Consider the following 26,017-nt stretch of genomic DNA (forward strand, 5'->3'; position numbering starts at 1 on the left):
CTCCCAAGGAGGTCCACACCGTGACCGCTCCTGCCCTCGTGGCGCTGGCCCACGGAAGTCGCGACCCGCGCTCCGCAACCACCATCACCGCCCTCGTCGACGAGGTGCGCGCCATGCGCCCCGACCTCCGCGTCGAGCAGGCGTTCCTCGAGCTGTCGCGGCCGACGTTCGGCAAGGTCGTCGACAAGCTGGTCCGCGCCGGGTACGACGAGATCGTCGTCGTCCCCCTCCTGCTCACCGAGGCCTACCACGCGACCGTCGACGTGCCCCGCGCGGTCGCCGAGGTCGTCGAGCGCCACCCCCAGCTCAAGGTCCGGGTCACCTCCGTCCTCGGCCTCGAGCCGTGCTTCCTCGAGGTCCTCGACGTGCGGATGCGCGAGGCGCTCAAGCGTGCGCGGGTCCGCGAGCTCGACGCGCTCGTGCTCGCGGCCGCCGGCTCGAGCGACGCGCTGGCCAACCAGTCCGTGGCCCGCATGGCCCGACTGTGGGGCAGCCACCACAAGCTCCCCGTGACCGCCGCCTTCGCCTCGGCCGCCCCTCCCGCGGCCGGGGAGGCGGTGCGGGCCTTCCGCGCCGAGGGCCGCCGCCACATCGCGGTCGCCTCGCTCTTCCTCGCGCCCGGCTTCCTCCCCGACCGGGCCGCCGAGCTGGCCCTCGAGGCCGGGGCCGTGGCCGTCTCGGAGCCGCTCGGCGCCCATCCGGAGGTGGCCCGCACGGTCCTGGCGCGGTACGCCGTGGGCGCCGTCGAGCTGGTCCCGGTCTAGGCCGGTCGGGGCGAGAGGAAAGAGACCTCTCATCTCCCGTTTGGGACGTGGCGAGCGGGGAAGGTTCCGTCCGCGACCCGCTCGGGTCGCGCACCGCCACGACCTAGAACGGGAACGACCTTGCGCGCACGACGCCTCCTGACCGCCACCCTCGCTGCCACCCTCCTCGCCCCTGCGGGCGCCCTCACCGCCACGCCGGCCACCGCGGCCGAGGCGACCCGGATCGTGGGGGCGTCCGGTGAGCCCTGGCTCGAGCCCTCCAGCTACCGCACCCAGCCCGGCGCGCCCAAGTTCAACGACTCGGTGTCGCTGCAGATCAACGTCGAGACGACCTCCGGCGAGCGGGTCTTCAACGGCGGCCTGACCGTGCAGCGGAAGCTCGCCGGCAAGTCCGGCTGGGTGACCGTGGCCTCCTCGGACTCGGCCTACCTGTACGAGACGATCAAGGCCAAGGGCAACGCGACCTACCGCGTGCTCTACGCCGGCGACGAGACCTACGCCCCCACCGAGGACAGCGCCGGCCTCAAGGTCCAGCGCGACCTGGGCACCAAGCCGGTCGAGCGGAGCGGCAAGCTGCTGATCGAGGGCAAGGTCAAGCCCGGCTACAAGAAGAAGAAGGTCGTCGTCCAGCGCAAGAACGGCAAGAAGTGGACCAAGTTCTCCGTGGTCCGCACCAACGCCAAGAGCGCCTTCACCGCACGGGTCAAGGCCCCCGCCAGGGTCGGCGGCAAGATTCACTACCGCGTCGTCGTGCCGGCGGGCGGCGGGTTCGCCACCAGCACCAGCCCGACCTACATCGCCACCAAGCGCGCCTACTGAGGCCTCTCCCCCGGCCCGTCAGCCCACGAGCGCCTGCCTCAGGTGCTCGAGCTGGCGGGCCGGGTCGGTCGTGAGGCCGCCGTGGACCGGACCCGGCTGGACGACGGTGCTCTTGGGGGCCTTGAGGAACCCGAAGCGCTGCCCGGCTGCATGGCCGGAAGCGGCGCCGCCGCGCGGCTCACCCGTGCAGACCGCCTCCACGAAACCCAGCGCGTCGCAGACCTGGTCGACGTCCAGGCGCGGGTGGAGGGCCAGGAGCCGGTCCCGGTCGACGTGCCACGAGGCCTGGAGGAAGTCGGCCGACTGGCAGTACAGGACGACGCCCACGTTGACGAACTCCTCCCGGTCGACGCGCGGCACGCACCGCAGCACGACGTACTGGTAGGCCAGGCGACTCATCGGTCCATCCCCTCGGCCGGCGCCGGCAGCCACGTGCGGGTCGCGAGGCGGGCCGTGAGGAACTCGACGTACGCCGCACGCACCGCCTCCGGGGTGCTCGCACCGGGGACCGGCTCGAGCCACTCGTCGGGCACCGCAGTCACCACGGCGGGCAGGTCCTCCGGTTGCAGCAGCCGCGTGATCTCGGCGTCCGCCGCCGGCAGTGCGGCGGCGTGCGCAGCCAGGACGTGGTCGTCCATGCTCCACGGCTGAGCGGCGAAGCGCGCCGCCGCCCCGTCCCGCTCCAGCGCACCCCCGGGCCAGCCGTGGTGGAAGTACAGCGAGGCGCCGTGGTCGATGACCCAGAGCTCACCGTGCCACACGAGCAGGTTGGGATTGCGCCAGCTCCGGTCCACGTTGGCGCAGAACGCGTCGAGCCACAGCACCTTCGCCGCCAGGTCGGCGCCGGCGCCGCCGACCTCGCCGTCGTAGCCGAACGAGCCGGGCAGGAAGTCCACCCCGAGGTTGAGCCCCACGCTGGCGACCAGGAGCTCCTGCACCTCCTCGTCGGCCTCGTACCGCGCGATCTCCGGGTCCAGGTCGAGCGCGACCAGTCGCGGCGTGCGCAGGCCGATCCGGCGGGCCAGCTCGGCGGCGAGCACCTCGGCGACGAGCACCCGCAGGCCCTGCCCCGCGCCGCGGAACTTGCAGACGTAGGTGCCGAGGTCGTCGCCCTCCACGATGCCCGGCAGGCTCCCGCCCTCGCGCAGCGGCGTGACGTAGCGGGTCACCGAGACCAACGGCAGACCGGTCACGTGACCGGTCCCTGCGCCACCAGCCGTCGGCGCTCGGACTCCGGGTCGAAGTCGGCCGCGGGCCACTGGGGGTCCAACCGGGTCAGCACCTCGAGCAGCAGGCGACCGACGGCGAGGTTGCGGTACCACTTGCGGTCGGCCGGCACGACGTACCACGGCGCGTGGTCGCTGTGGGTGCGCTCCACGGCGAGCTCGTAGGCCTCGCGGTAGGCCGGCCACAGAGCACGCTCGTCGACGTCACCGGGGTTGTACTTCCAGTGCTTGCTCGGCTTGTCGAGCCGCGCGAGCAGGCGCTCGCGCTGCTCCTCGGGCGAGATGTGGAGCAGGCACTTCACGACCACCGTGCCCCGGTCGACCAGCTCCCGCTCGAAATCGACGATGGCGCCGTAGCGACGCTCGATCTCCTCCGCCGGTGCCAGCTCGCGGACGCGGTGGATGAGGACGTCCTCGTAGTGCGACCGGTCGAAGACCCCGACGTAGCCGCACTCGGGCAGTGCGCGCCGCACGCGCCACAGGAAGTCGTGGGCCTGCTCCTCCTCGGTCGGCGCCTTGAACGAGGTGATGCGGACCCCCTGCGGATCCATCAGCCCGACCGTGTGCCGCAGCGTGCCGCCCTTGCCCGAGGTGTCCATGCCCTGCAGCACCAACAGGATGCTCCGCTGCGGCGCCGGCGCGCCGGCCCGCCCTTGCGCGAAGAGCCGCTCCTGCAGCTCGGCGAGAGGAGAGCCGAGGTCTGCGAGGGCTTCCTTGCCCTCCGTCTTGCCGCCCGTGAAGTCCGGCGTCGCGTCGGTGGGGTACGCCCGGAGGTCGACCCGGCCCGCCGAGACTCGGAGCGGGTGGTCGGACCGGTGGACCTGGTGCGCGCTGGAGTCGGACATGGCCCCATCATTCACGACGCCGGGTCGATCCCCTCTGCCTCGTCGCGACCGGCCGCGCTGAGCTCCTCACGCACGACGGCGAAGGCGAGCCCGGAGCCGTAGCCCTTGCGAGCGAGCATCCCGACGAGTCGACGCGTGGCGGTGACGTCGTCGACGCGGGCCAGGGAGCGCAGCTTCTTGCGCACCAGGGCGCGCGCAGCCTCCTCCTCGGCCGCCGGGTCGATCTCGTCGAGCGCCTCGCGGGCGACCTCGTCGTCGACACCCTTGCGGCGCAACTCCTGGGCCAGGGCTCGCCGGGCCAGCTTCTTGCCGGGCTGCCGGCTCCCCACCCAGGCGCGGGCGAAGGCCGCGTCGTCGACCAGCCCCACCTCCTCGAAGCGGTCCAGGAGCCGCGTGGCGAGGTCGACCGGGACGTCCTTGGCGGCGAGCTTGTCGGCGAGCTCCTTGCGGGAGCGGGCCTGCCCGGTGAGCTGGTCGAGCAGGATCTTGCGCGCGACCGCCTCGGCATCCGCCGGGGGCCCGGCCGCGACCGCGTCCTCCGGCGGTGGTGCCGGCGTGGACGCGCGCCGGGTCCACGCGTCCACCCCGGCACCGACGTCACCCAGCCAGTCGGGGGCCGGCCGGTCCTCCGAGCACGCCTCACTCATCGGTCACCTCGGTGATCGAGCCTGTCGAGATTCGGTGATCGAGCCTGTCGAGATCTAGAAGTCCTCGACGCCGACCGGCGCAGCCGGCAGGTCGGCCTCCTGGTCGACCGTCGGACCGACGCCGAGCTTCTCGAGGATCTTCTTCTCCAGCTCGTTGGCCAGGTCGGGGTTGTCGCGCAGGAAGTTCCGCGCGTTCTCCTTGCCTTGCCCGAGCTGGTCGCCCTCGTAGGTGTACCAGGCACCGGCCTTGCGGACGAGACCGGCCTCGACACCGACATCGATCAGGCCGCCCTCGCGGCTGATGCCCTTGCCGTACATGATGTCGAACTCCGCCTGCTTGAAGGGCGGGGCGACCTTGTTCTTCACCACCTTGACCCGGGTGCGGTTGCCGACCATGTCGGTGCCGTCCTTGAGGGTCTCGATGCGCCGCACGTCGAGCCGGACCGAGGAGTAGAACTTCAGCGCCCGGCCACCGGTCGTGGTCTCGGGCGAGCCGAACATCACGCCGATCTTCTCCCGGAGCTGGTTGATGAAGATCGCGGTCGTCTTGGAGTTGTTCAGCGCACCGGTCATCTTGCGCAGCGCCTGGCTCATCAGGCGGGCCTGGAGGCCGACGTGGCTGTCGCCCATCTCGCCCTCGATCTCGGCGCGGGGCACCAGCGCGGCGACCGAGTCGATCACGATCAGGTCGAGCGCGCCGGAGCGGATCAGCATGTCGGCGATCTCGAGGGCCTGCTCGCCGGAGTCCGGCTGGGAGACGAGGAGCGCGTCGGTGTCGACGCCGAGTGCCTTGGCGTACTCCGGGTCGAGCGCGTGCTCGGCGTCGATGAACGCCACGATGCCGCCGGCGCGCTGGGCGTTGGCGACCGCGTGCAGGGCGACCGTGGTCTTTCCGGAGGACTCGGGGCCGTAGACCTCCACCACACGGCCGCGCGGCAGCCCACCCAGGCCGAGGGCGACGTCCAGCGCGATCGACCCGGTCGGGATCACCTCGAGGGGCGCGCGGGTCTCGTCGCCCAGGCGCATGACCGAGCCCTTGCCGAACTGCCGCTCGATGTTGACGAGCGCTGCGTCCAGCGCCTTGTCGCGGTCTCCACCAGCCATGGTGTTCTTCCTTGTCTCTCGTCGGGTTGCAGGCACGTCGACGACGCTAGGACGAGCCACCGACAACGCCTGGTCAGCGCGGTCGACGCCTGTGGACCACCTCGGCCCGCGTCATGCCTGTGCGACCAACCTAGCCCGAACACGTGTTCGAGCCGCGCCGCCACGCCGGGCGCGAACGAGCGTCAGCGCTCCGACGCAGGCAGCTCGAGCGCGGCCCACACCGCCGCCCACACCTGCTTCGGTGGCACCCCGGCGTCGAGCGCCTCCCGTGCGGTCCGGCCACCGAGGTCGGCCATCACGAACTGGTCCGCCCAGGTGCGGTAGTAGGTGGCGCCCAAGGCATGCTCGAGACGCGCCCAGAACTCCGTGTGTCGCATGCCTCCATCATCACCGCCGGGGCGGGCGTGCCCCACCCGCGGGGTCGCCGCCGGCCCCGGGGGCCGGGACGGGGCCGGAGCGTCGAACCGCATCACGGACGTCCCACACGTGGTGGACGAGGTCGTGGAGGTGGTACTGGCCGAGGGTCTCGACCGTGAACTCGCTGCCGTTCGTGCGCACGCCGCTCCGGGCCCACCCGGCCGCGGGCACGGCGTCGTAGGCGGCCGCGACCGTCCGGGCGGCGGCGAGCAGCTCGGCGCGCACGGTCCCGGGCTCCTGCAGGTCGTAGCGCGCGCCGACCGCCGTCGCGTCCTGGTCCCAGTTCGGGAACCGTGGCCGGTCCTCGGACAGCATCAGCGCCAGGCGCTCGCCGAAGACCCCGTGGACGTCGCGGACGTGGCAGGCGTACTCGCTCACCGACCACGTGCCCGGTGCGGGGCGCCGGGTGGCCGCCTGGTCCTCCAGGACCGCTGCCCAGACGGCGGCGTTCTCACGGACACGCGCACCGATCTCCTCCCGCACCACGGCCGAGGCCGCGAAGCCGCAGTCGGGGCAGGGGCGACGCAGCACCCAGGTCCAGTCCTTCGTGTCCGGCTCGACGCCGTTCGAGGTGCCCACGGCGCCATCCTCCACCGTCCCGGGCGCGGGCACCGCACGGATCCTGCCGATCGCCGGTGAGGCACGGTCAGGTCAGCAGCAGCGCGTCGAGCCGCCGGCGCACGACCAGCAGGCCGACCGCGCCCATGGCGACCAGGTAGACCACCGAGACCACCGACGCCCACGACACCGCGCCGGTCGTCAGCTCACGGCAGAGGACGACGCCGCGGTAGAGCGGTGTGCACTCCACGACCCACCGCAGCCAGCCGTCCAGCGCCGTGATCGGGAAGAACGTGGCCGAGAAGAGGAACAGCGGCACCTGCACCAGCGTGACCTTGTCGAAGTCCTGCCAGCTCGTCATGAAGGTGGTCAGCGCCATGCAGACCGCGCTGAAGGCGAACCCGATGAGCAGCGCCGCCGGCAGCGCCAGCAGCGCCCACCACGAGTCGACCAGCCCCATCGCCAGCATGACGAGCAGGAACGCCGCGGAGTACGACCCCCCACGCAGCTGTCCCCAGACGATCTCCGAGCGCGCGATGTCGCCGGTCGTGAGCGGCGTGGCGAGGATCTGGTCGTAGAGCTTGTCGTACTTGAGCTTGAAGAAGACGTTGTACGTCGAGTCCAGCAACGCGCCGTTGAACGCCGAGGCCGCGAGCATCGCGGGCGCGACGAACGCGGCGTACGGCACCGTCTCCCCGTTGAACTCGAAGGAGTCGATCAGCTGACCGACGCCGATGCCGATCGAGAGCAGGTAGAAGACCGGCTCGAGGAAGCCGGTGAGGAAGATCTTCCAGGCGCGTCGGAAGACCAGGTAGTTGCGCAGCACCAGCAACCGCAGCGCCTGGGACCCGGTGAGGGGTGAGCCGGAGGGTCGCGGCACGGAGAGGCTCATGCGACCAGCCGTCTCTGCAGGCCGGAGACCGACCAGAACCACCCGACCACGCACAGCGCGAGCAGGACCGAGGTGTTGACCGCTGCCAGCCACCACGTGACGTTGTCGAGGGCGAACATGCGCGACAGGTTCACGCCGTGCCACAACGGGGTGAGCCGCGCGATCCACGACCCGAGCGCGCCGAGGTTGTCGACCGGGAAGAAGGCGCCCGAGAAGAGGAACAGCGGGAAGACCACCAGCCGGAAGAGGACCCCGAACGCCGACTCCGAGCGGAGCCGGGCGGTGAAGCCGTAGACGAGCCCGGCGAAGGCCATCCCTGTCAGCACCTGCGCGAGGAAGGCGAGGAACGGGCCCCACCACGACTCGTAGACCCCGAACGGCGCCAGCACGGCTGTGAACACCGCGCAGGTCGTCACGAGCCGGAAGCCGACGAACGCCAACGTCGCGCCGACCAGGTGCGGCACTTGCAGCGGCGTGGCGAGCATCGAGTCGTAGACCTTCTGCCACTTGATCAGGCCCATGACGGGGTAGGTGGTCTCGCCGACCGCCGTCTGCATCGCGTGCGCAGCGATAAGGCCGGGCACGACGAAGGCGAGGTACGACGTGGCTCCCTCGAGCTCGTCCGGGTCGCCCTCGATGAAGCCGCCGAGGATGACGCCCATGGCCACGACGTAGAAGATCGGGGCGAGGAACGAGGAGACCAGGGAGCCGCGCCAGGTGCGCCGGTAGACGGTCCACCAGTAGTCGGCCTGCCGGCCGATGCCCGTGCCGAGAGGGAGCCCGGCCATCAGTCCACCAGCGTCCGGCCGGTGAGCCGCAGGAAGACGTCCTCCAGGGTGGAGCGGCGCACGAGGGTGGCCACCGGCCGCAGCCCACGCTCGTGCGTCTTGGCCACGACCTCCTCGCCGTCGGCGCTGTAGACGAGGAGCCGGTCGGGCAGCACCTCCACCCGCTCCCCCAGGTCCTCGACCTGCGCGGCGAGCCGGTCGTGCCCCGCTCCCTCGTCCGCGACCCCGAACCGGAGCTCGGCGACCTCGCGGGTCGAGTGCTCGCGGATGAGGTCCAGCGGCGAGCCCTCCGCGACGACCAGGCCCTTGTCCATCACGACGAGCCGGTCGCACAGCTGCTCGGCCTCGTCCATGTAATGGGTCGTGAGGACGAGGGTGACGCCCGCCTGCTTGAGCCGGAACAGCCGGTCCCACAGGACGTGCCGCGCCTGCGGGTCGAGGCCGGTCGTGGGCTCGTCGAGGAGGAGCAGGTCGGGCCGGTTGACCAGCGAGCGGGCGATGGTCAACCGGCGCTTCATGCCGCCCGAGAGGTCCTCCACCTTGGCGGTGGCCTTCTCGGTGAGCTGCACGAACTCGAGGAGCTCGTCGACCCGCTCGCGCACCTCCTTCTTCGGGATGCCGAAGTAGCGGCCGTAGATGTAGAGGTTGTCCCGGACGTTCAGCTCCAGGTCGAGGGTGTCCTCCTGCGGGCACACCCCCAGCCGGCCGCGGATGGCCGGGCCGTCGGTCGCGGGGTCCATCCCGAGGATCCGCAGCTCGCCACCGCTGACCGGCGAGACCGCGGCCACCATCCGCATCGTCGAGGACTTGCCGGCGCCGTTGGGGCCCAGGAAGCCGAAGGCCTCGCCGCGGCGTACGTCGACGTCGATGCCCCGCACCGCCTCGAAGTCGCCGAACGACTTGCGCAGCCCGCGGGCCGAGACCATCGACTCCTGCGTCACGAGCGGCACCCTATGCCCGGTGCGGCGCGGGCGCAGGTGGGTTCCCGGGCCGGCCCGGAGCCCTCAGCCGCGTGGCCGGACCGCTCCGCGGAGCCGGAGGTCGCGCGAGTGCGGACCCACCGCGATCCCGTGCCGGCCGGGGGTGACCTTCCACCGGTCCCGGCGCGGGTCCCACTGCGCGAAGGCACGGCGGTCCAGCGTGATCCGGACCCTGGTCGACTCACCCGGCTGGAGCTCGACCTTCTCGAACCCCTTCAGCTGGCGCGGCGGCTCGCCGGCACGCCGCGGTGCGGCGACGTAGACCTGCGGCACGTCGGAGCCGACCCGGTCGCCGGTGTTGCGGACCCGGAAGCTGACCGAGGCGCCCTTCCCTGCACGGCGCACCGACAGGTCGGAGTAGCGGAACGTCGTGTACCCGAGGCCGAAGCCGAAGGGGAACAGCGGGCGCTCGCGCTTGGCGTCGTACCAGCGGTAGCCGACGAGGAGCCCCTCGGAGTACACCGCCTTGCCGTCCCGGCCGGGGTACTGCTGCTGGGTGAACGGGACCTGCCCCTCGGAGCGCGGGAAGGTCTGGGGAAGCCGCCCGCCGGGCTCGCGCTCGCCGTAGAGCACCGAGGCGAGGGCGTTGCCGTGCTCGAGGCCGCCGTACCACGGCACCAGGACGGCTCCGGCCTTGTCGAGCCACGGCATCCGGACGGGGCCGCCCACGTCCAGCACGACCACGGTGCGCGGGTTCGCCTCGACCGCCGCCTCGATCATCGCCTCCTGCTCGATCGGGATGGCGCTGCAGAAGACAGCGACGCACACACTGGGGCGCAGGCCCAGGTCAGGCCGGTCCGCGCCCTCGGTCGAACCGTCGGTGGCGACCACGACGACCACGTCGGCCACGCTCGCGGCGAGCCGTGCGTCGAGGCCCGAGGAGCCCTCCACGTAGATCACCCGGTCGCCGTGCGCCCGGGCCTGGCGCTGGATGCCCTCCAGCGGCGAGACCACCCTCGGCGGGAGGCCGGAGCCGTGGGAGGAGCCGCCGCCCGAGGTCGCGTTCGCCGCGCCGATCGGGTTCGCCGCCCAGCCGATCACCGCGATCGTCCGGCCACCGGCGCCGCCAGCGGCGCCCGTGGTCCCGGTCTCGGTCTCGTCGATCGGCAGGAGGTCGCGGCGGTTCTTCAGCATGACCGTCCCCTCGGCGGCGACGTCGCGCGCGACGGCGAGGTGCTCGGGGGTGGTGGCGTCACGCAGGTACGGGTCCAGGCCGGGCTTGACGGGGTCCTCGAAGAGCCCGTGCTCGAACATGGGCCGCACGATGTTCCGGACCATGCCGTTGATGTGGGACGGCTTGATCTTGCCGTCGCGGAGCGCCGCCTTGAGCGAGTCCGCGCCGTAGTAGCGGCTCCCCGCCCCGAAGATCGGCGTGAGCTGGGCCGGGAAGTCGAAGACGTTCATCTCCAGGTCGAGGCCGGCCTTCACCGACGGGACGGTGGAGTGGACCGCGCCCCAGTCGGAGACCACGAAGCCGTCGAAGCCCCAGTCGCGGCGGAGGATCTTGGTGAGCAGCGGCCGGTTCTCGCACGCGTACGGCCCGTTGACCCGGTTGTAGGCGCACATGACCGAGCCGACGTTCGCCTCCTTCACCGAGGCCTCGAACGCCGGGAGGTAGATGTCCCGCATGGTGCGCTCGTCGACGCGCGCGTCGACCGTCATCCGGTCGGTCTCCTGGTTGTTGACCGCGTAGTGCTTGGCGTCGGCGAGGACGGGGTTGTCCTGGATCCCGTTGATCACCGACACCGCGGTGCGCGAGGCGAGGTAGGGGTCCTCGCCGAAGTACTCGAAGTTGCGGCCGAGCACCGGCGTCCGCGCGATGTTCATGCCCGGAGCCAGCATCACGTTGATGCCCTTCCGGTGCGCCTCCGCACCGATGGCCCGTCCGAGGCGCCGCTGGAGGGCCGGGTCCCACGTCGACGCCTGCGCCACTCCCGAGGGAAAGACCGTCGTGGCGATCTGGAGCCCGGCCACACCGGAGCCCGCGTCGCTCAGCACCAGGTCGGGCACGCACAGCTCAGGGATCGCCGTCACGTGCCCGGCGGTGCCGTAGTAGGTCACCCAGGGCGGGTTGCCGAACGTCACCATGTGCAGCTTCTGGTCCAGGTCCATCGCGCGGACCAGGGCGTCGGCCCGCGCCGAGGGGCTCTTCGACCGGTCCATCCACGCGGCGCACGGGCCGTCGGCGACGGCCCCCGCCGGGGCGAGCGGCGGCAGGGCCGTGAGCGCTGCGCCGAGCAGGCCCAGCAACGACGCGAGCCCGGAGATGAGCCTGGGGGTGAGCCTGGAGGTGAGGAGGGTGCGGCGAGGACGGGTCACGCCGTGGCCAACGACGTGACCTGCAACGCGTTACAGAAGCGCGGAGCTCCTCACGCCCCGGTCGGGGTGTGGCTCGCCTGCTCGGAGGTGCGGGGGCCGGTCTGCCCGAACTCCTCCTGCGTGCCCTCCGGGTCCTCGGTGCGCCGGTCGGACTCCTCGAGGATCGCTTCCGCCTGCGCCTCGCGGTCCGCGCTCCCGCCCGCCGTCTCCTCCTCGGGCAGCAGCTCGGCCCGACGCTCCACCCTCGGGTCCTCGGACTGGCCGGACTGGCCGGACTGGTCGTGTCGCTCGTCGGTCATGCCGGGCCGGTACCCATCCTGGCCAGCGGGCACTGTCGGTGTCGTGAGCAAGGATGTGGCCATGTCGGAGGCCCTCGATCCGTTGGCGCGGTTCAGCGACGCCACGCGGACGTGGTTCGGCGCTGCCTTCGCGGCGCCGACGCCCGCGCAGGCGGGGGCGTGGGCGGCGATCGGCGCCGGGCGCCACGCGCTCGTGGTCGCCCCGACGGGCTCGGGCAAGACGCTCTCGGCCTTCCTGTGGTCGCTCGACCGGCTGCTGACCGAGCCGCGCCCCGAGGACAAGGGGCGCCGGTGCCGCGTCCTCTACGTCTCGCCGCTGAAGGCACTCGCCGTCGACGTCGAGCGCAACCTCCGGACGCCGCTCACCGGCATCCGCCAGACCGCCGACCGCCTCGGCTCGCCGGTGCCCGAGGTGCGCGTGGGCGTCCGCTCCGGGGACACCCCCGCGGCCGACCGGCGCAAGCTCGTGACGAGTCCGCCGGACATCATGATCACGACGCCGGAGTCGCTCTTCCTCATGTTGACCTCACAGGCGCGCGAGTCGCTCCGCGGGGTGCAGACCGTGATCGTCGACGAGGTGCACGCCGTCGCGGGCACCAAGCGGGGCGCCCACCTCGCGCTGACCCTCGAGCGGCTCGACGCGCTCCTCGACCGTCCGGCCCAGCGGGTGGGCCTCTCCGCCACGGTGCGACCGCTCGACGAGGTCGCCCGCTTCCTCGGCGGCTCCGCGCCGGTCGAGATCGTCGCTCCGCCGGCGACCAAGGAGTGGGAGCTCGAGGTGGTGGTCCCGGTCGAGGACATGACCGCGCCCGAGGAGCACCGCGACCACGCCGACGACTCGGGGGACCCGAGCCGGGCGCAGTCGATCTGGCCCCACGTCGAGGAGCGCGTGGTCGACCTGATCGAGGCCCACCGCTCGACGATCGTCTTCGCCAACTCCCGCCGGCTCGCCGAGCGGCTGACCGCGCGGCTCAACGAGATCGCCACCGAGCGGGCAGCGCCGGCCCCGGACGCCCTGGAGCGCCAGGTGGGCGGGGGCCAGACCGGTCCCCCGGCACAGCTGATGGGCCAGGCGGGCTCCACCCGGGCCGTGTCCGCCGACGACCCGTTCGCGACGATCGTCGCCAAGGCCCACCACGGCTCGGTCTCGAAGGACCAGCGCGCCCTCATCGAGGACGACCTCAAGCGCGGCCGGCTGCCTGCGGTGGTGGCCACCAGCAGCCTCGAGCTGGGCATCGACATGGGGGCTGTGGACCTCGTGGTGCAGATCGAGTCACCGCCGAGCGTGGCGAGCGCCCTGCAACGCGTGGGTCGTGCGGGGCACCAGGTCGGCGAGGTGTCGCGCGGTGTCCTGTTCCCGAAGCACCGCGGCGACCTCGCGCAGACCGCCGTGGCGGTCGAGCGGATGCGGTCCGGGGCGATCGAGTCGCTGCGGGTGCCCGCCAACCCGCTCGACGTGCTGGCGCAGCAGGTCGTCGCCGCCACCGCGCTCGAGGCATGGCAGGTCGACGACCTCTACGAGCTGGTGAAGCGCTCCGCACCGTTCACCCAGCTCCCACGCGCGGCGTACGACGCGGTCCTCGACCTGCTCGCGGGCCGCTACCCCTCCGACGAGTTCGCCGAGCTGCGACCGCGAATCGTGTGGGACCGCGTCAGCGGGACCCTCACCGGCCGCCCCGGCTCGCAGCGGCTGGCCGTGACGAGCGGGGGCACCATCCCCGATCGCGGCCTCTTCGGCGTGTTCCTGGTCGGCGGCGACGACTCCGCCACCCAGGGCGGCAAGCGGGTCGGCGAGCTGGACGAGGAGATGGTCTACGAGTCGCGGGTCGGCGACATCTTCGCGCTCGGAGCCACGAGCTGGCGGATCCAGGACATCACCCACGACCGGGTCCTGGTCACGCCCGCTCCCGGCATCCCCGGCCGGCTGCCCTTCTGGAAGGGCGACGCCCCGGGACGCCCCGCGGAGCTCGGCGCTGCCATCGGCGCCTTCACCCGCGAGCTCGGCGCCCTCCCGCCCGAGAAGGCACGGCGGGCCGCCCGGGACCGCGGGCTCGACGAGTGGGCGGCCGGCAACCTCGTCGCCTACCTGCACGAGCAGCTCGAGGCCACCAACGTGCTGCCCTCGGACCGGACCCTGGTCGTCGAGCGGTTCCGCGACGAGCTCGGCGACTGGCGGCTCGTCGTGCACTCCCCGTTCGGCACGCCCGTGCACGCCCCGTGGGCCCTGGCCATCAACGCACGGCTGCGGGAGCGGTACGGCGTCGACGGGCAGGCGGTCGCCTCCGACGACGGCATCGTGATCCGCATCCCCGACACCGACGCGGAGCCGCCCGGCGGTGACGTCGTCGTCTTCGACCCGGAGGAGGTCGAGCAACTCGTCACCCAGGAGGTCGGAGGGTCGGCCCTCTTCGCCTCGCGGTTCCGCGAGTGCGCCGCCCGGGCGCTCCTGCTCCCTCGGCGCGATCCCGGCCGGCGTTCCCCCCTGTGGCAGCAGCGTCAGCGATCAGCCGCCCTCCTCGAGGTGGCCTCGAAGTACCCGTCGTTCCCGATCGTCCTCGAGGCCGTGCGCGAGTGCCTGCAGGACGTCTACGACCTGCCGTCCCTCGTCGCACTGATGCGGAGCGTCGAGCGACGCGAGGTGCAGGTGCTCGACGTCGCGACGCACGCGCCCTCCCCGTTCGCCCGGAGCCTGCTCTTCGGGTACGTCGCCCAGTTCGTCTACGAGGGGGACTCCCCCATCGCCGAGCGTCGGGCCGCCGCCCTCTCCCTCGACCAGGGCCTGCTCGCCGAGCTCCTCGGCCGCGCCGAGCTGCGTGAGCTGCTCGACCCCGACGTGCTCGCCGAGGTCGAGGCGGAGCTGCAACGCCTCCAGCCCGAGCGGCGGGCACGCGACCTCGAGGGCGTCGCCGACCTCCTGCGACAGCTCGGCCCGCTCTCCACCGACGAGGTCGCCGAGCGGTGCACCGACGGCGCCGACGTGGCCACGTGGCTCGCCGACCTCGCGGGGAGCCGACGGATCGCCGAGGTCCGGGTCGCGGGCGCCGAGCGCTGGACCGCGATCGAGGACGTCGGGCGACTGCGCGACGGGCTGGGCGTCGCCGTACCGCCCGGGACGCCGTCGATCTTCACCGAGCCGGTCGAGGATCCCCTGGCCGACCTGGTGTCGCGCTACGCCCGCACGCACGGGCCGTTCACGACCGAGCAGGTCGCCGACCGGCTGGGTCTGGGCGGGGCCGTCGTCCGCCACACGCTCCAACGGCTCGCCGGCCAGGGCCGGGTCCTCGACGGCGAGTTCCGGCCCGCCGGCTCCGGCTCGGAGTGGTGTGACGCCGAGGTGCTCCGCCGGCTCCGCCGGCGCTCGCTGGCGCGGCTGCGCAAGGAGGTCGAGCCGGTCGAGCCCGACGCGCTCGGGCGGTTCCTGACCGCGTGGCAGCACGTCGACGTGGGGTCGGGGCGCGGCCCTCGTGGCGTCGACGGCGTGCTGACGGTGGTCGAGCAGCTCGCCGGGTGTCCCGTGCCGGCCTCCGCACTGGAGTCGTTGGTCCTGGCGGCCCGCGTCCGCGACTACGAGTCCTCCTTCCTCGACGAGCTCACCGCCTCGGGCGAGGTCGTGTGGGCCGGGCACGGCGCCCTGCCGGGCTCCGACGGCTGGGTCTCCCTCCACCTCGCCGACTCCGCGCACCTGACCCTGCCGGAGCCCGCTGCGTCCGAGGACTCCCCCGAGCCGGGCGGCGAGGTCCATCAAGCCCTGCTGGAGGCGCTCGCGCCCGGCGGCGCGTGGTTCTTCCGCCAGCTGGCCGACGCCGTCACAGCCGCGGTCGGCAGCACCCCCGACGCCGCCGTCTCCGCGGCACTGTGGGAGCTCGTCTGGTCCGGGCAGATCAGCAACGACACGCTGACCCCGCTCCGTGCGCTCGTCCGCGGCGGCTCGGCCAGCCACCGCACGAGGCGGGCAGCACCACGCGTGCGGATGTCCCAGACCACCCGGGGCCGGATGCCGGCTCGCACCGGCCCGCCGGAGACAGCCGGTCGATGGGCGCTGCTCCCCGAGATCGACGACGACCCCACCCGCCGGGCCCATGCGACCGCCGAGCGGCTCCTGGACCGCCACGGCGTCGTCATCCGCGGCGCCGTCGTGAGCGAGCGGTTGCCGGGCGGGTTCGCCGCGGCGTACAAGGTCCTCTCCGCGTTCGAGGACTCCGGGCGCTGCCGCCGCGGCTACTTCGTCGACGGCCTGGGCGCTGCGCAGTTCGGCACGGCCGGCGCGGTCGACCGGCTGCGGACCTTCGCCGAGGTGCCTCCGGACGCGACACCGGTCGCCGTCGCGCTCGCGGCCACCGACCCTGCCAACCCGTACGGCGCCGCGCTGCCCTGGCCGGACCGCGCGGTGGATGCCGACGCCGCCGAGGGACGCGGCGCGGGCCACCGGCCGGGCCGGAAGGCCGGTGCCATGGTCGTGCTCGTCGACGGGCGGCTCACCCTCTACGTCGAGCGAGGCGGCCGGACGCTGCTGACGTGGTCCGATGACGCCGCCCGGCTCACGCCGGCGGCGGCGGCGCTCGCGGAGGCAGCCCGGCGGGGCTCCCTCGGACGGCTCACCGTCGAGCGCGCCGACGGGGAGCAGCTGCTGGGCTCGGGGACCACGCCGCTGCGCGAGGCGCTCACCGCGGCCGGCTTCGTCTCCACCCCGAAGGGCCTGCGCTTGCGGAGCAGCCGTGCCTGAGGGCGACACCGTCTACCGCGCCGCACGGCTGCTCGACCGGTCGCTCTCCGGGCAGCTGCTGCGGCGGACCGACTTCCGGGTGCCCCAGCTGGCCACCGCGGACCTCGCAGGGAGCCTGGTGGTCACCACGGTGTCCCGTGGGAAGCACCTGCTCACCAGGATCGAGGGTGCGTCGGGCCGTTGGACGCTGCACACGCACCTGAAGATGGAGGGCGCCTGGCGGGTCCACCGGCCCGGCGAGGGGTGGAAGCGCCCGGCGCACCAGGCCCGGGTGGTGCTCACCACCGATGAGCGGGTGGCGGTCGGCTTCAGCCTCGGCATCGTCGAGCTGGTGGCCACCGACGACGAGGCCTCCGCCGTCGGCCATCTCGGCCCCGACCTGCTGGGGCCGGACTGGGACGAGGACGAGGCACTGCGGCGGCTGCTCGTCGATCCCAGCCGACCGGTCGGCGAGGCCCTCCTCGACCAGCGGAACCTGGCCGGCATCGGCAACATGTACATGGCCGAGCTCTGCTTCGTGTCGGGGATCCATCCGGAGACGCCGGTCGGGGACGTGCCGAGGCTGCCGCGGCTCGTGCGGCGGTCGCGCCAGATGCTGGAGCTGAACAGCCGGCGTGCGGTCCAGTCGACCACCGGCGACCTGCGCGAGCGGGAGCGGATGTGGGTCTACCGCCGGGACCGGTCGCCGTGCCGGCGGTGCGGCACGCCCATCGAGGTCACCATGACGGGTTCCGCCGGCCGCGAGCGGGCGGCGTACTGGTGCCCGAGGTGCCAGCCGGCACCCGGCGGCTGAACCAGGGGCCGGACGGAGAGGCGGTCAGGCGGCCGACGCGACGACGTCGCCGGAACGGCGCGCGGCGCTGCCCTGCGAGATCGGGATGGGAGCCAGCGCTGCCTCCTCGACGGCGACCGCCTGGGAGACGTCGAGCAGCACGTCGCTGAGCGAGGCGTCGAGGGCCGCGCACAGGGAGGCCAGCAGCTCCGAGGAGGCTTCCTTCTGGCCGCGCTCGATCTCGGAGATGTAGCCGAGGCTCACCCGAGCCTCGGCGGAGACCTGGCGCAGGGTCATCCCGCGCTGCATGCGGCGCTCGCGCAGCACGTCGCCGAGAAGCCGACGAAACAGCACCATGCGGGTTCTCCTTCCTGGTCGGTTCGTCAACGCTACCCGATCGCGCTTTCTTCCGTCCGCAGCATGTCGTCGAGCTTGTGCAGCGCCTCCTGCACGGTGAGGTCCTGCACGGTGACCCGGTCACCGCCGAGCGCGAGCTCGACCGCCTCGAGCAGTCCGGGGCCCGAGAAGCCGACGAAGACCGTGCCCGCCTCCTTGCCCTCCTGCTCGCCGGGCCCCGCGACGCCGGTGGTGGAGACCCCGTACGTCGCGCCGGTCAGCTTGCGGACGCCGGCGGCCATGGCGCGCGCGCACTCCGGCGAGACCACGCCGTGCTCGTCGATGAGCTCCTGCGGCACCTCGAGCAGGTGGTGCTTGAGCTCGGTGGCGTAGGTGACCACCCCGCCGAGGAAGGTCTCGGAGGCCCCGGGCGTCTCGGTCAGCTTGACCGCGAGCCGGCCGCCGGTCAGCGACTCGGCCGAGGCGAGGGTGTGGCCGCCGGCGCGCAGCAGCAGGTGGACGCGGGCAGCGACGTCGATCACCCGGCCGATAGTAGGCCCGCACCCGTAGCCTCGGCACCATGGCCCTGCCGATCGAGGACTATGCACTCATCGGGGACCGACGGACCGCTGCCCTCGTGGGCAAGGACGGCTCCATCGACTGGCTCTGCCTCCCCCGGTTCGACTCCCCCGCCTGCCTGGCCGCACTGCTGGGCACGCCCGACCACGGCCACTGGCAGCTGGTGCCCGACGGCCACTACTCGACCGAGCGTCGCTACGTCGACGGCTCGACCGTGCTGGAGACCACCTTCACGACCGCCACGGGCGAGGTCCGGCTGGTGGACCTGATGCCGCACAGCAACGGGCGGGCGGACGTGGTGCGCCGGCTGGTCGGCGTCCGCGGGACCGTGACGATGCACCACGAGTGGCGGGTCCGGCTGGACTACGGCGCCGTGCGCCCCTGGGTACGGCGCGAGGAGGTCGCGGGCGAGGAGGTCATCATGGCCGTCGGCGGGCCCGACAAGCTCGTGCTCCGCGGCCCACGGCTGCCGCGCGGCTCCGGCCACAGCCACAACGACACCTTCGAGCTGGCCGAGGGCGACGAGATGACGTTCCAGCTCACCTGGGTGCCGTCCCACGTCGACCTCTGCGACCTCGACGACCTGGACCCGCACATCGACGGCAGCCTCCGCGGTGAGCGCGAGTGGGCCGACCGGTGCCGCGAGGACCTCCCCCACCAGGACGTCGTGCAGCGCTCGCTGCTGACGCTGCGCCTGATGACCCACGAGCACACCGGGGGGATCGTCGCCGCGCCGACGACCTCGCTTCCCGAGGAGTTCGGCGGCGAGCGCAACTGGGACTACCGGTTCTGCTGGCTGCGCGACGCCGCGCTGACGATCACCGCCCTTCTCGACGCCGGCTACACCGAGGAGGCGATGCTGTGGCGCGACTGGCTCCTGCGCTCGGTCGCCGGCGACCCCGAGGACCTGCAGATCATGTACGCCGTCGACGGTGCCCGTCGGCTGACCGAGGTCGAGCTGCCCCACCTGCCCGGGTACGCCGACTCCCTGCCCGTCCGGATCGGGAACGGAGCGGCCGTCCAGCAGCAGCACGACGTCCTGGGTGAGGTGATGGACGCGCTCGAGCGGGTCCGCCGGGCTGGCGAGGGCGCCGACCGGAACGCCTGGGCCCTCCAGCGGGCGCTCGTCGAGAACCTCGCGGAGCACTGGCACGAGCCCGACCACGGCATCTGGGAGATCCGCGGCGAGCCGCGACACTTCACCCACTCCCGGGTCATGGTCTGGGTCGCCTTCGACCGCGCCGTCCGCGCGGTGGAGGAGCACGGCCTCGACGGACCGGTCGAGAAGTGGCGGGTCATCCGCGACGAGGTCCGCGCCGAGGTGCTGGACCGGGGCTTCGACGAGGCCAAGGGCACCTTCACCCAGCACTACGACACCGACGAGGTCGACGCCTCGCTGCTGATGCTGCCGCTCGTCGGCTTCCTGCCCGGCGACGATCCCCGGATGCTCGGGACCATCGCGGCGATCGAGCGGGAGCTCGTCCGTCACCGGCTGGTCCTGCGGTACCGCACCGAGAGCGGCGTGGACGGCATCGCCGGCCACGAGCACCCGTTCCTGGCCTGCTCGTTCTGGCTCGTGTCGGCCTACGCCCTCGCCGGCCGGCTCGCCGAGGCCCACGACCTCTTCGACCACCTGGTCGGCCTGGTCAACGACGTCGGCCTCCTCGCGGAGGAGTACGACCCCGTCGCCGGGCGGATGGCCGGCAACTTCCCGCAGGCCTTCAGCCACCTCACCCTCGTCCAGGCCGCGATCGTGCTGGCCGACGCGGGGCCCGTCGACCGCTGAGGCCGCGTCGGCCCACGACGTAGGACGGGGGCCGGCCCGTGACGGGCCGGCCCCCGCTCAGGGGAGGGACGGGCTAGTTCTTCCTGCCCTTGTTCCCGCCCTTGTTCTTGCCCTTGTTCTTGCCCTTGTTCTTGCCCTTCGTCTGACCCCGCTTCTCGGAGACTTCGACGACGTACTCGACGGAGCCGCCCGCGACGCCCTCAGCGCCGTTGTAGGTGATGCTCACCGTGTGGTCACCCGACTCGGCGAACCGGGGCAGCCGGACCTTGGCCTTGCCGTTCTTCAGCCTCGCGACCTTGTCCGGCCGGCCCGCGACCTCGACCCGGACCCAGCCGTCCGCCCGCTCACCTTCGGCGGAGACACGCACGGTCACCTTGGGGCGGGTCTTGCCTGCCCAGACCTTCTTCGGCGTGTGCCACACGCGGATCGACGGCTCGGCCAGGTCGGGGGCCTGCTCCCGCACGGTCAGCGTCGCGGTGTCGCTCGACGCCGCGACCCGCTCGTCGCCGGTGTAGCGCACCTCGACCGACCGCGTGCCGGCCTCCTGGAACGGACCGACGGTGAAGGTGGCCGTGCCGTCGGAGAGGGTGGCCGTCCCGATCGGCGTGCCCTCGACGAGCGCTTCGACGGTGCCCGCAGCCACGACGCCGCCAGCCGTGACCGCCACCTCGAGCTCGACGGCCTCGCCGACCTCGACCGTGCGTCGGCCGAGGGTGATCGCCGTGGTCGACGACGCCTTGGCCACCGTCACGGTCGTCGTCCCGGTCGACGCCTGGTGGGTGGAGCTGCCGCCGTACCGGACGGTGAGGGTGTGCGTGCCCGGCTCGAGGGCGGTCGCGCCGATCGCGACCTGGGCGGTGCCGTCCGACAGCGCCGCCGTGCCGAGCTCGCGGGCGCCGTCGAGCACGGTGACCGTGCCGGTCGCCGCATCCGGCGTCACCGACACCATGACGGTGCCGGGCTGCCCGTAGACCAGGTCCGACGCGGACGCGGAGACCGTCGTCGGGGTTCCGACCGGGGGCTCCTCCGTCTCCTCGCCGAGGTCGAGGCCCACGATCACCGGGTCGTGGTCGCTCGACCGGTACGGGTCGGCCTCGTACAGCGGGCGCGCCGACGACTCGCGCTCGAAGGCAGCCTCCCCGGCGTCACGGACCGTGTCGTTGTAGTCGAGCAGCGGCACCTCGTCCGCGTTGATCTTCCAACCACCGGCGCCGGTCACCTGCTCGGACAGCGACGGGGTGGCCAACGCCTGGTCGAGGTGGCCGAGCAGACCGTCGAACACGTACCCGTAGGACTCCAGGCCCTCGAACCGCTCGAGGAGGTCGACGTAGCCGGCCGTCTCGAGGGTCGTGATCGGGCGCTCCATCGAGTAGGAGTTCAGGTCACCGATGATCAGGAAGTCGGGGTCGCCGCTCCCGGTCGGGTCGGTGGCCAGGTGGTCCGCGAGGGCCTCCGCCGCCTGCGTGCGCGTGAGGTCGCAGTTGCCGGAACCGTCCTCCGGTGAGTCATCGCCCTCCCCGCAGCCGGATCCCTTGCTCTTCAGGTGGTTCACGGCCACGGTGAAGCGCTCACTCGTGGCGATCTCCTCGAAGGTCTGGATCAGGGCGGGACGGTTGCGCTCGTCGTCGAAGCGGGGGTCGTCCTCCTCGGTGAGCAGGTCGAAGGCGCCGACCGGGGCGACGGTCGACGTCTTGTAGAGGAACGCCTGCTTGATGGCGTCGGTGCCGATGAAGCCGGTCTCGATGTAGTCGTAGGTGCCCGGCGCCGTGGCGGCGTTGAGCGCGTCGACGATCTGTCGGGTGGCCAGACCCTCGTCGTTCTGGATCTCGATGAGGCCGAAGACGTCGGCGTCGATGGTCTCCAACGCGGCCACGATCTTCGCGAGCTGCCGCTGGCGCTCCTCCTCGGAGTCGGCGCCGCGGCAGTCGGCCGTGCCGCTCGGCCTGCACGCCCCCGTGTTGTTCGACGAGGTGGTGTCCACCGTGGCGAAGTAGTTGAGCACGTTGAAGCTGGCGACCTTCAGTCGGCCGCCGACGTCCTCGGGCATCGCGGTTCGCGGGTTGGCGGACTCGAACGTGTAGTCCGTCCCGGGCACAGGGCGCAGCTTCCATGCACCGAAGGAGTACTCCATGACACCGGTGAGACCGGTGATGGTGTCCCCGCCGCGGACGTAGTTGTCCGTGCTGAGGCCCGGCGTCGGGTAGTAGTACGGCTCGTTGTCCAGCGGACCACTGGTCGCGTCGTTCTGGTCGTTGCTGTCGTCGTCGAGGATGATGCGGCGCGTCGCCAGGTCGGCGAGGAACGCCTCGTAGCCCTCGACGGTGGGCGTGTTGGTCTGCGTGTACTGGTACTCGCGCTCGCCCGCGGTGAGCACGAGGCTGCCGTACCGCGCGAGCTCGAAGTACTCACTCACCGCGAGGGTGGTCGCCACCGTGGTGATCATGCCCTCGACCGGCTCGAAGGTCGCGGGAGCCTCGGTGGAGGAGCTCGCGGGCAGGGTCACGGTCGCGGCACTCGGGAGCGGCAGCTCCGAGTCGAGGACGGTGACGGAACCCCGCGTGGCGTCGATCTGCGTGTTCTCGAAGTACTCCGCCACCTCGCCGGTCACGCGCACCAGGTCGCCCGCCGCCAGGTCGGCCGGGCAGGTGTCGCCACAGAAGACGTAGACGCCCTCGGACGTCTCCGCATCGGCGTCGGCGTCGGCGTCCTCCTCCTGCACGTAGAAGCCCTCGACCACGTCGTCGCTGGTGATGAGGGAGGTGACCACGGCCTCGACCTGAACGTCGTCGCCCACGAGAGGCGACGCCGCGCCAGCACCCTGGACGGCGGAGATGCGGGTCGTCTCCAGGGGCTCCGAGACGGTCACCGCGACCGTGCAGGTGGCCCGGGCGCCGTCGTCCGTGGTGGCGGTGACCTCGACCCGGTAGGTCCCCGGCGCGGTCGAGCCGGCGACCGTGAGGGTCGCGGTGGCGTCCGTCCCTGCCTCCGTCGGAGCGGTCGAGCCCTCGAGCGTGATCCCGGGCACCGCGCCCGACGTGAGGGCCAGTGTCGAGATGCCGCTGTCGGCGTCGCTGGCCGACACCGGCGAGGTCGCTCCCTCGCCGGTGGTGGCCTCGAGGCTGGCCGGGCAGGTCATCGTCGGCGGCAGGGGGTCACCCGAGGCGACGAAGAGCTGGTCGTTGTTGGCAGCACCGGGGGTCTGGGCGGCCGGTGCAGCCCACGTGAAGTCGGCGTAGGAGTCACCGGTGCCGGTGAGCTGCAGCGACTGGCCGACCGGGCTGCTGCTGGCCTCGGCGACGCCGATGTCCGTGCTGGTCATGCCGTCGGCGGGACCTCCCGCGGCGGTCATGGACCCCTCGTAGGAGAGGAACTGCACCACGTCGCCGGAGGCATCGACGAGGGCGAGGCCGTCGGGCGCCCCGTTCTGGAGGCCGTTGGAGGGGTAGCTGATCGAGGCGAACCCGAAACCGGACCCGGTGTCGTCGCCCAGCGAGCCGGTCAGCGGGTCGCTGTCGTAGACACCGCTGTTGTTGCCGTTGTAGAGGACGACCGACCACCCGGTGAGGTCGGTGCCTGCCGGCCCGGCGACCTCGACCAGCTCGTCGGTGTCGGTGCCGTCGTTGTCGTAGTGCAGCTCGTTGATGAACACCGAGGTGTCCGGGGCGACGGCTGCTGCCGGAGCGGTCACGGCGAGGCCGGACCCGGCGACGGCCAGGCCGGAGAGCGAGGCGAGGAGCCTGCGAGGGGTGCGCCCGGTTGAGGGCATGACAAGACCTCCGAGGGAGAGGAGTGGACTGGGGAGGGACGACCGAGGGGGCCCGTCAGACGACGAGCCCCCTCGGGTGGATCACTTCTTCTTGACGACCCGGAACTTGACCTTGGTGGTCGCGGACCTGGTGTCCTCGTCGCCGAGGTACTTGACCCAGACGGACTTCTTGCCGACCGTGCGGTACGCCGGGAGCTTGACCCAGATCCGCCCGTTGGGCCTGAGCCGGGCGCGGTAGGCCTCGCGGTTCTCGACGACCTTGACGGTGCCGGAGGCGGGCACGCCGTCGGCGGTCACGATGATCTTGACGCGCGGCGTCTTGCCGATCTGCAGGACCCGCGGCCGGCCGTCAGCGGCGACGGTGGCACGGGCCTTGTCCGCCGCCCGCGCCACGGTGGTCGTCACCGTCGCGCCCCGCTCGCTGGCGAAGGTGATGACGTCACCGCGGTCGGCGGAGGACGGCACCGTGAAGGTGATGGCGGCGGTGCCACCGACCACCGGGAAGGTGCCGAGGACCTCGTCGCCGAGCGTCGCGGTCACGAGGGAGTCCTCGGGGGCGCCGAGGGAGAGCAGGCCGAGCCGGGTCATCTCGAAGGACACCTCGGCGCCGGGCCGCACGGTCGCGGGCACGGTCGCGAAGACCTGGCGCTGCTCGAACGACGGGGACTTCGCGCCGCCGTCCTTCCAGAAGCCGTCGATCCACAGGTCGCGGTCGATCGCGCCGGTGTCGGTGCTGGTGCCCTTGGTGAACGCCTCGAAGTTGTCGCCGCCCTGGGCGAGGAACGAGAAGGTCGAGATGGTGTACGTCGCGCTCCGGTCCACCGGCTCGCCGTCGATCGTGATCGAGCGGACCCGCTCGCCCTCGGGGCGCGAGGGGTCGAGGACGACGTCCACGTTGCTCGACAGGCCCAGGTGGAGGAACGGGCGCGAGGAGCCGGCCGGCTGCCACTGCTGCTCGAGGATCTCCTCGAGCACCGCGCCGGTGACGTCGACGTAGTAGATGTTGTTGACGAACGGGAGGACCGAGTTGGCCTCCTCGAAGGTGACGACGCCCTCGGTGTTCTCCGGGCTCTCCTCGGTGTCCCCGGCGAAGAGCAGGTCGGCACGGAGGCCGCCGGGGTTGACGATGCCGAGGTCCGCCCGGCGCTCGCCCAGCGCGGCGATGGGCGTCGACTCGAGGGCGTCGGCGACCAGGTTGCCGATGGTCGACTCGAGGCCGCGCTCCTCCTGGGTGCCGCCGGTGTAGCCGTCGGAGCCGTAGGTGCCACCGCTGAGGGCACGGGTGATGTCCTCGGTGATCTCGCCGACCTTGACGTTGCCGACCTCCTCGGCCGCCTCGATCGCGGCGTCGACGATCTGCTTGACCGCCGCGACGCGGGGCAGCGCGAGGTCCTCGGTCGTCACCTCCTCGACCACGGGGACGATCGCCGCCGTGGCTGCGGTGACCTCGCCGGTCGCGTCGTCGACGACCAGGTCGACCCGGCCGAGGTTCTCCCCGTAGGAGCCGGCCTGGACGATCGGTCGGGTCCGTCCGGCCTCGCCCGGGACGGGCGCCTCGAAGGCGTACTCGGCGTGGGTGTGGCCGGTGAAGATCACGTCGACCTCGGGCGAGGTCTCGGTGACGATCGGCGCGTTCTGGTCGGCGGCGCCCTCGTGGTACTCCGCCACGATCACGTCGGCCTCGCCGTTGGCGGCCTGACCGTCGGTCAGCTCCGCGGCGACGCGGTTGACCGCTGCCACGGGGTCCCCGAACTCGATGTCGGCGATGCCACCGGGGCTGACGAGCGACGCGGTGTCCTCGGTGACGGCCCCGATGACGCCGACGGTGACCCCGCCGACCTCGTAGGTGGCGTACTCCTCGAGCGCCGGCGTCTCGGTGCCCTCGAGGTAGACGTTGGCGCCGAGGTAGTCGAAGTCGGCCGCGGCCTGGACCCGGTCCCGCAGGTCCGCGAAGCCCCGGTCGAACTCGTGGTTCCCGACCGCGGAGCCCGCGAGGTCGAGGGCGTCGAGCACGTCGAGCGTCGGGACGTCCTCCTGGTTCGACGAGGCGAAGAGCGAGGCGCCGATGTTGTCGCCGGCCGACAGCAGCAGCGTCTGGTCGTCACCTGCGGCGGCGCGGATCTGCTCGATCGTCGTCGCGAACTTGGTGGTGTCGCCGTTGATGCGGCCGTGGAAGTCGTTGAAGTTGAGCAGCGTGATGTCGACGGGTGCGGCGTTCGCCGGTGCGGGGACGAGCACCAGGGTCGTCGCGGCGACGGCGAGGCCGAGAGGTGCGACCAACCGCTTGCGAGGAGCAGGCATCTAGGGATTCTCCAGGTGGGTGTGGCAGGGACGACCCCAGGTGCGGGCTGCGGCGCGCGCCAGCGCCGCCGGACGGCGGCGTCCCGAGACGAGCGC

General features: G+C 72.5%; 21 protein-coding genes. 5 read left to right on the top strand and 16 right to left on the bottom strand.

The window, feature by feature from the left end; genetic code table 11:
- Nucleotides 1-20: 20 nt before the first annotated feature.
- Complete coding sequence (locus tag ACSMHG_RS01585) at nt 21-764, top strand: sirohydrochlorin chelatase (protein ID WP_435741590.1); 744 nt, start codon at nt 21-23, stop codon at nt 762-764.
- 120 nt (nt 765-884) lie between these two features.
- Nucleotides 885-1,583, top strand: a complete 699-nt coding sequence (locus tag ACSMHG_RS01590) for a hypothetical protein (RefSeq protein ID WP_435741591.1) — start codon at nt 885-887, stop codon at nt 1,581-1,583.
- An 18-nt stretch (nt 1,584-1,601) separates the two neighbouring features.
- Here ACSMHG_RS01590 and ACSMHG_RS01595 read toward each other — a convergent pair whose 3' ends face one another.
- From ACSMHG_RS01595 to ACSMHG_RS01650, 12 genes are all read right to left on the bottom strand, one after another.
- Nucleotides 1,602-1,982 carry a DUF3037 domain-containing protein gene (locus ACSMHG_RS01595; RefSeq protein WP_435741592.1) on the bottom strand — a complete coding sequence of 127 codons (381 nt, stop codon included), beginning with the start codon at nt 1,980-1,982 and terminating at the stop codon, nt 1,602-1,604.
- Nucleotides 1,979-2,776, bottom strand: coding sequence for a HipA family kinase (locus ACSMHG_RS01600; protein ID WP_435741593.1), 798 nt, complete (start codon nt 2,774-2,776; stop codon nt 1,979-1,981). Before ACSMHG_RS01600 ends, ACSMHG_RS01595 begins: the two co-directional genes overlap by 4 nt.
- Complete coding sequence (locus ACSMHG_RS01605; protein WP_435741594.1) at nt 2,773-3,654, bottom strand: polyphosphate kinase 2 family protein; 882 nt, start codon at nt 3,652-3,654, stop codon at nt 2,773-2,775. Before ACSMHG_RS01605 ends, ACSMHG_RS01600 begins: the two co-directional genes overlap by 4 nt.
- An 11-nt stretch (nt 3,655-3,665) precedes the next feature.
- A complete protein-coding gene (locus ACSMHG_RS01610) occupies nt 3,666-4,301 on the bottom strand; it encodes a regulatory protein RecX (RefSeq protein WP_435741595.1) in 636 nt (211 codons plus the stop codon).
- 54 nt (nt 4,302-4,355) lie between these two features.
- Nucleotides 4,356-5,405: a recombinase RecA gene (gene recA, locus ACSMHG_RS01615; RefSeq protein WP_435741596.1), complete on the bottom strand. Its 1,050-nt coding sequence runs from the start codon at nt 5,403-5,405 to the stop codon at nt 4,356-4,358.
- Nucleotides 5,406-5,587: 182 nt separating this feature from the next.
- On the bottom strand, nt 5,588-5,782 hold the full coding sequence (locus ACSMHG_RS01620) for a DUF3046 domain-containing protein (RefSeq protein ID WP_435741597.1): 195 nt from the start codon (nt 5,780-5,782) through the stop codon (nt 5,588-5,590).
- A gap of 10 nt (nt 5,783-5,792) precedes the next feature.
- Nucleotides 5,793-6,401 carry a DinB family protein gene (locus tag ACSMHG_RS01625; RefSeq protein WP_435741598.1) on the bottom strand — a complete coding sequence of 203 codons (609 nt, stop codon included), beginning with the start codon at nt 6,399-6,401 and terminating at the stop codon, nt 5,793-5,795.
- 67 nt (nt 6,402-6,468) lie between these two features.
- Nucleotides 6,469-7,272, bottom strand: a complete 804-nt coding sequence (locus ACSMHG_RS01630) for an ABC transporter permease (protein WP_435741599.1) — start codon at nt 7,270-7,272, stop codon at nt 6,469-6,471.
- Nucleotides 7,269-8,060: an ABC transporter permease gene (locus tag ACSMHG_RS01635; protein WP_435741600.1), complete on the bottom strand. Its 792-nt coding sequence runs from the start codon at nt 8,058-8,060 to the stop codon at nt 7,269-7,271. Before ACSMHG_RS01635 ends, ACSMHG_RS01630 begins: the two co-directional genes overlap by 4 nt.
- A complete protein-coding gene (locus tag ACSMHG_RS01640; protein ID WP_435741601.1) occupies nt 8,060-9,001 on the bottom strand; it encodes an ABC transporter ATP-binding protein in 942 nt (313 codons plus the stop codon). Before ACSMHG_RS01640 ends, ACSMHG_RS01635 begins: the two co-directional genes overlap by 1 nt.
- Nucleotides 9,002-9,064: 63 nt before the next feature.
- Entirely contained in the window at nt 9,065-11,359 is a 2,295-nt protein-coding gene (locus tag ACSMHG_RS01645) for a glycoside hydrolase family 3 C-terminal domain-containing protein (RefSeq protein ID WP_435741602.1), read from the bottom strand.
- Nucleotides 11,360-11,409: 50 nt separating this feature from the next.
- On the bottom strand, nt 11,410-11,658 hold the full coding sequence (locus tag ACSMHG_RS01650; protein WP_435741603.1) for a hypothetical protein: 249 nt from the start codon (nt 11,656-11,658) through the stop codon (nt 11,410-11,412).
- Between the two features lie 61 nt (nt 11,659-11,719).
- Between ACSMHG_RS01650 and ACSMHG_RS01655 the strand changes: the two genes are divergently transcribed.
- Both ACSMHG_RS01655 and ACSMHG_RS01660 read left to right on the top strand, forming a co-directional pair.
- A complete protein-coding gene (locus tag ACSMHG_RS01655) occupies nt 11,720-16,381 on the top strand; it encodes an ATP-dependent helicase (RefSeq protein ID WP_435741605.1) in 4,662 nt (1,553 codons plus the stop codon).
- On the top strand, nt 16,374-17,174 hold the full coding sequence (locus ACSMHG_RS01660; RefSeq protein ID WP_435741606.1) for a DNA-formamidopyrimidine glycosylase family protein: 801 nt from the start codon (nt 16,374-16,376) through the stop codon (nt 17,172-17,174). Before ACSMHG_RS01655 ends, ACSMHG_RS01660 begins: the two co-directional genes overlap by 8 nt.
- Nucleotides 17,175-17,198: 24 nt before the next feature.
- Here ACSMHG_RS01660 and ACSMHG_RS01665 read toward each other — a convergent pair whose 3' ends face one another.
- Complete coding sequence (locus ACSMHG_RS01665) at nt 17,199-17,510, bottom strand: helix-turn-helix domain-containing protein (protein ID WP_435741607.1); 312 nt, start codon at nt 17,508-17,510, stop codon at nt 17,199-17,201.
- A 32-nt stretch (nt 17,511-17,542) separates the two neighbouring features.
- A complete protein-coding gene (locus ACSMHG_RS01670) occupies nt 17,543-18,031 on the bottom strand; it encodes a CinA family protein (RefSeq protein ID WP_435741608.1) in 489 nt (162 codons plus the stop codon).
- A gap of 38 nt (nt 18,032-18,069) precedes the next feature.
- Between ACSMHG_RS01670 and ACSMHG_RS01675 the strand changes: the two genes are divergently transcribed.
- Complete coding sequence (locus ACSMHG_RS01675) at nt 18,070-19,854, top strand: glycoside hydrolase family 15 protein (RefSeq protein ID WP_435741609.1); 1,785 nt, start codon at nt 18,070-18,072, stop codon at nt 19,852-19,854.
- A gap of 73 nt (nt 19,855-19,927) precedes the next feature.
- Here the strand turns inward: ACSMHG_RS01675 and ACSMHG_RS01680 are convergent, their stop codons facing one another.
- Complete coding sequence (locus ACSMHG_RS01680) at nt 19,928-23,620, bottom strand: ExeM/NucH family extracellular endonuclease (RefSeq protein ID WP_435741610.1); 3,693 nt, start codon at nt 23,618-23,620, stop codon at nt 19,928-19,930.
- Between the two features lie 81 nt (nt 23,621-23,701).
- Nucleotides 23,702-25,921 (bottom strand): bifunctional metallophosphatase/5'-nucleotidase, encoded by a 2,220-nt coding sequence (locus ACSMHG_RS01685; RefSeq protein ID WP_435741611.1) that lies wholly within the window; start codon nt 25,919-25,921, stop codon nt 23,702-23,704.
- Nucleotides 25,922-26,017: the final 96 nt, after the last annotated feature.

It is taken from the genome of Nocardioides ureilyticus, from assembly GCF_051280745.1.
In the GTDB taxonomy this organism is placed as follows: domain Bacteria; phylum Actinomycetota; class Actinomycetes; order Propionibacteriales; family Nocardioidaceae; genus Nocardioides.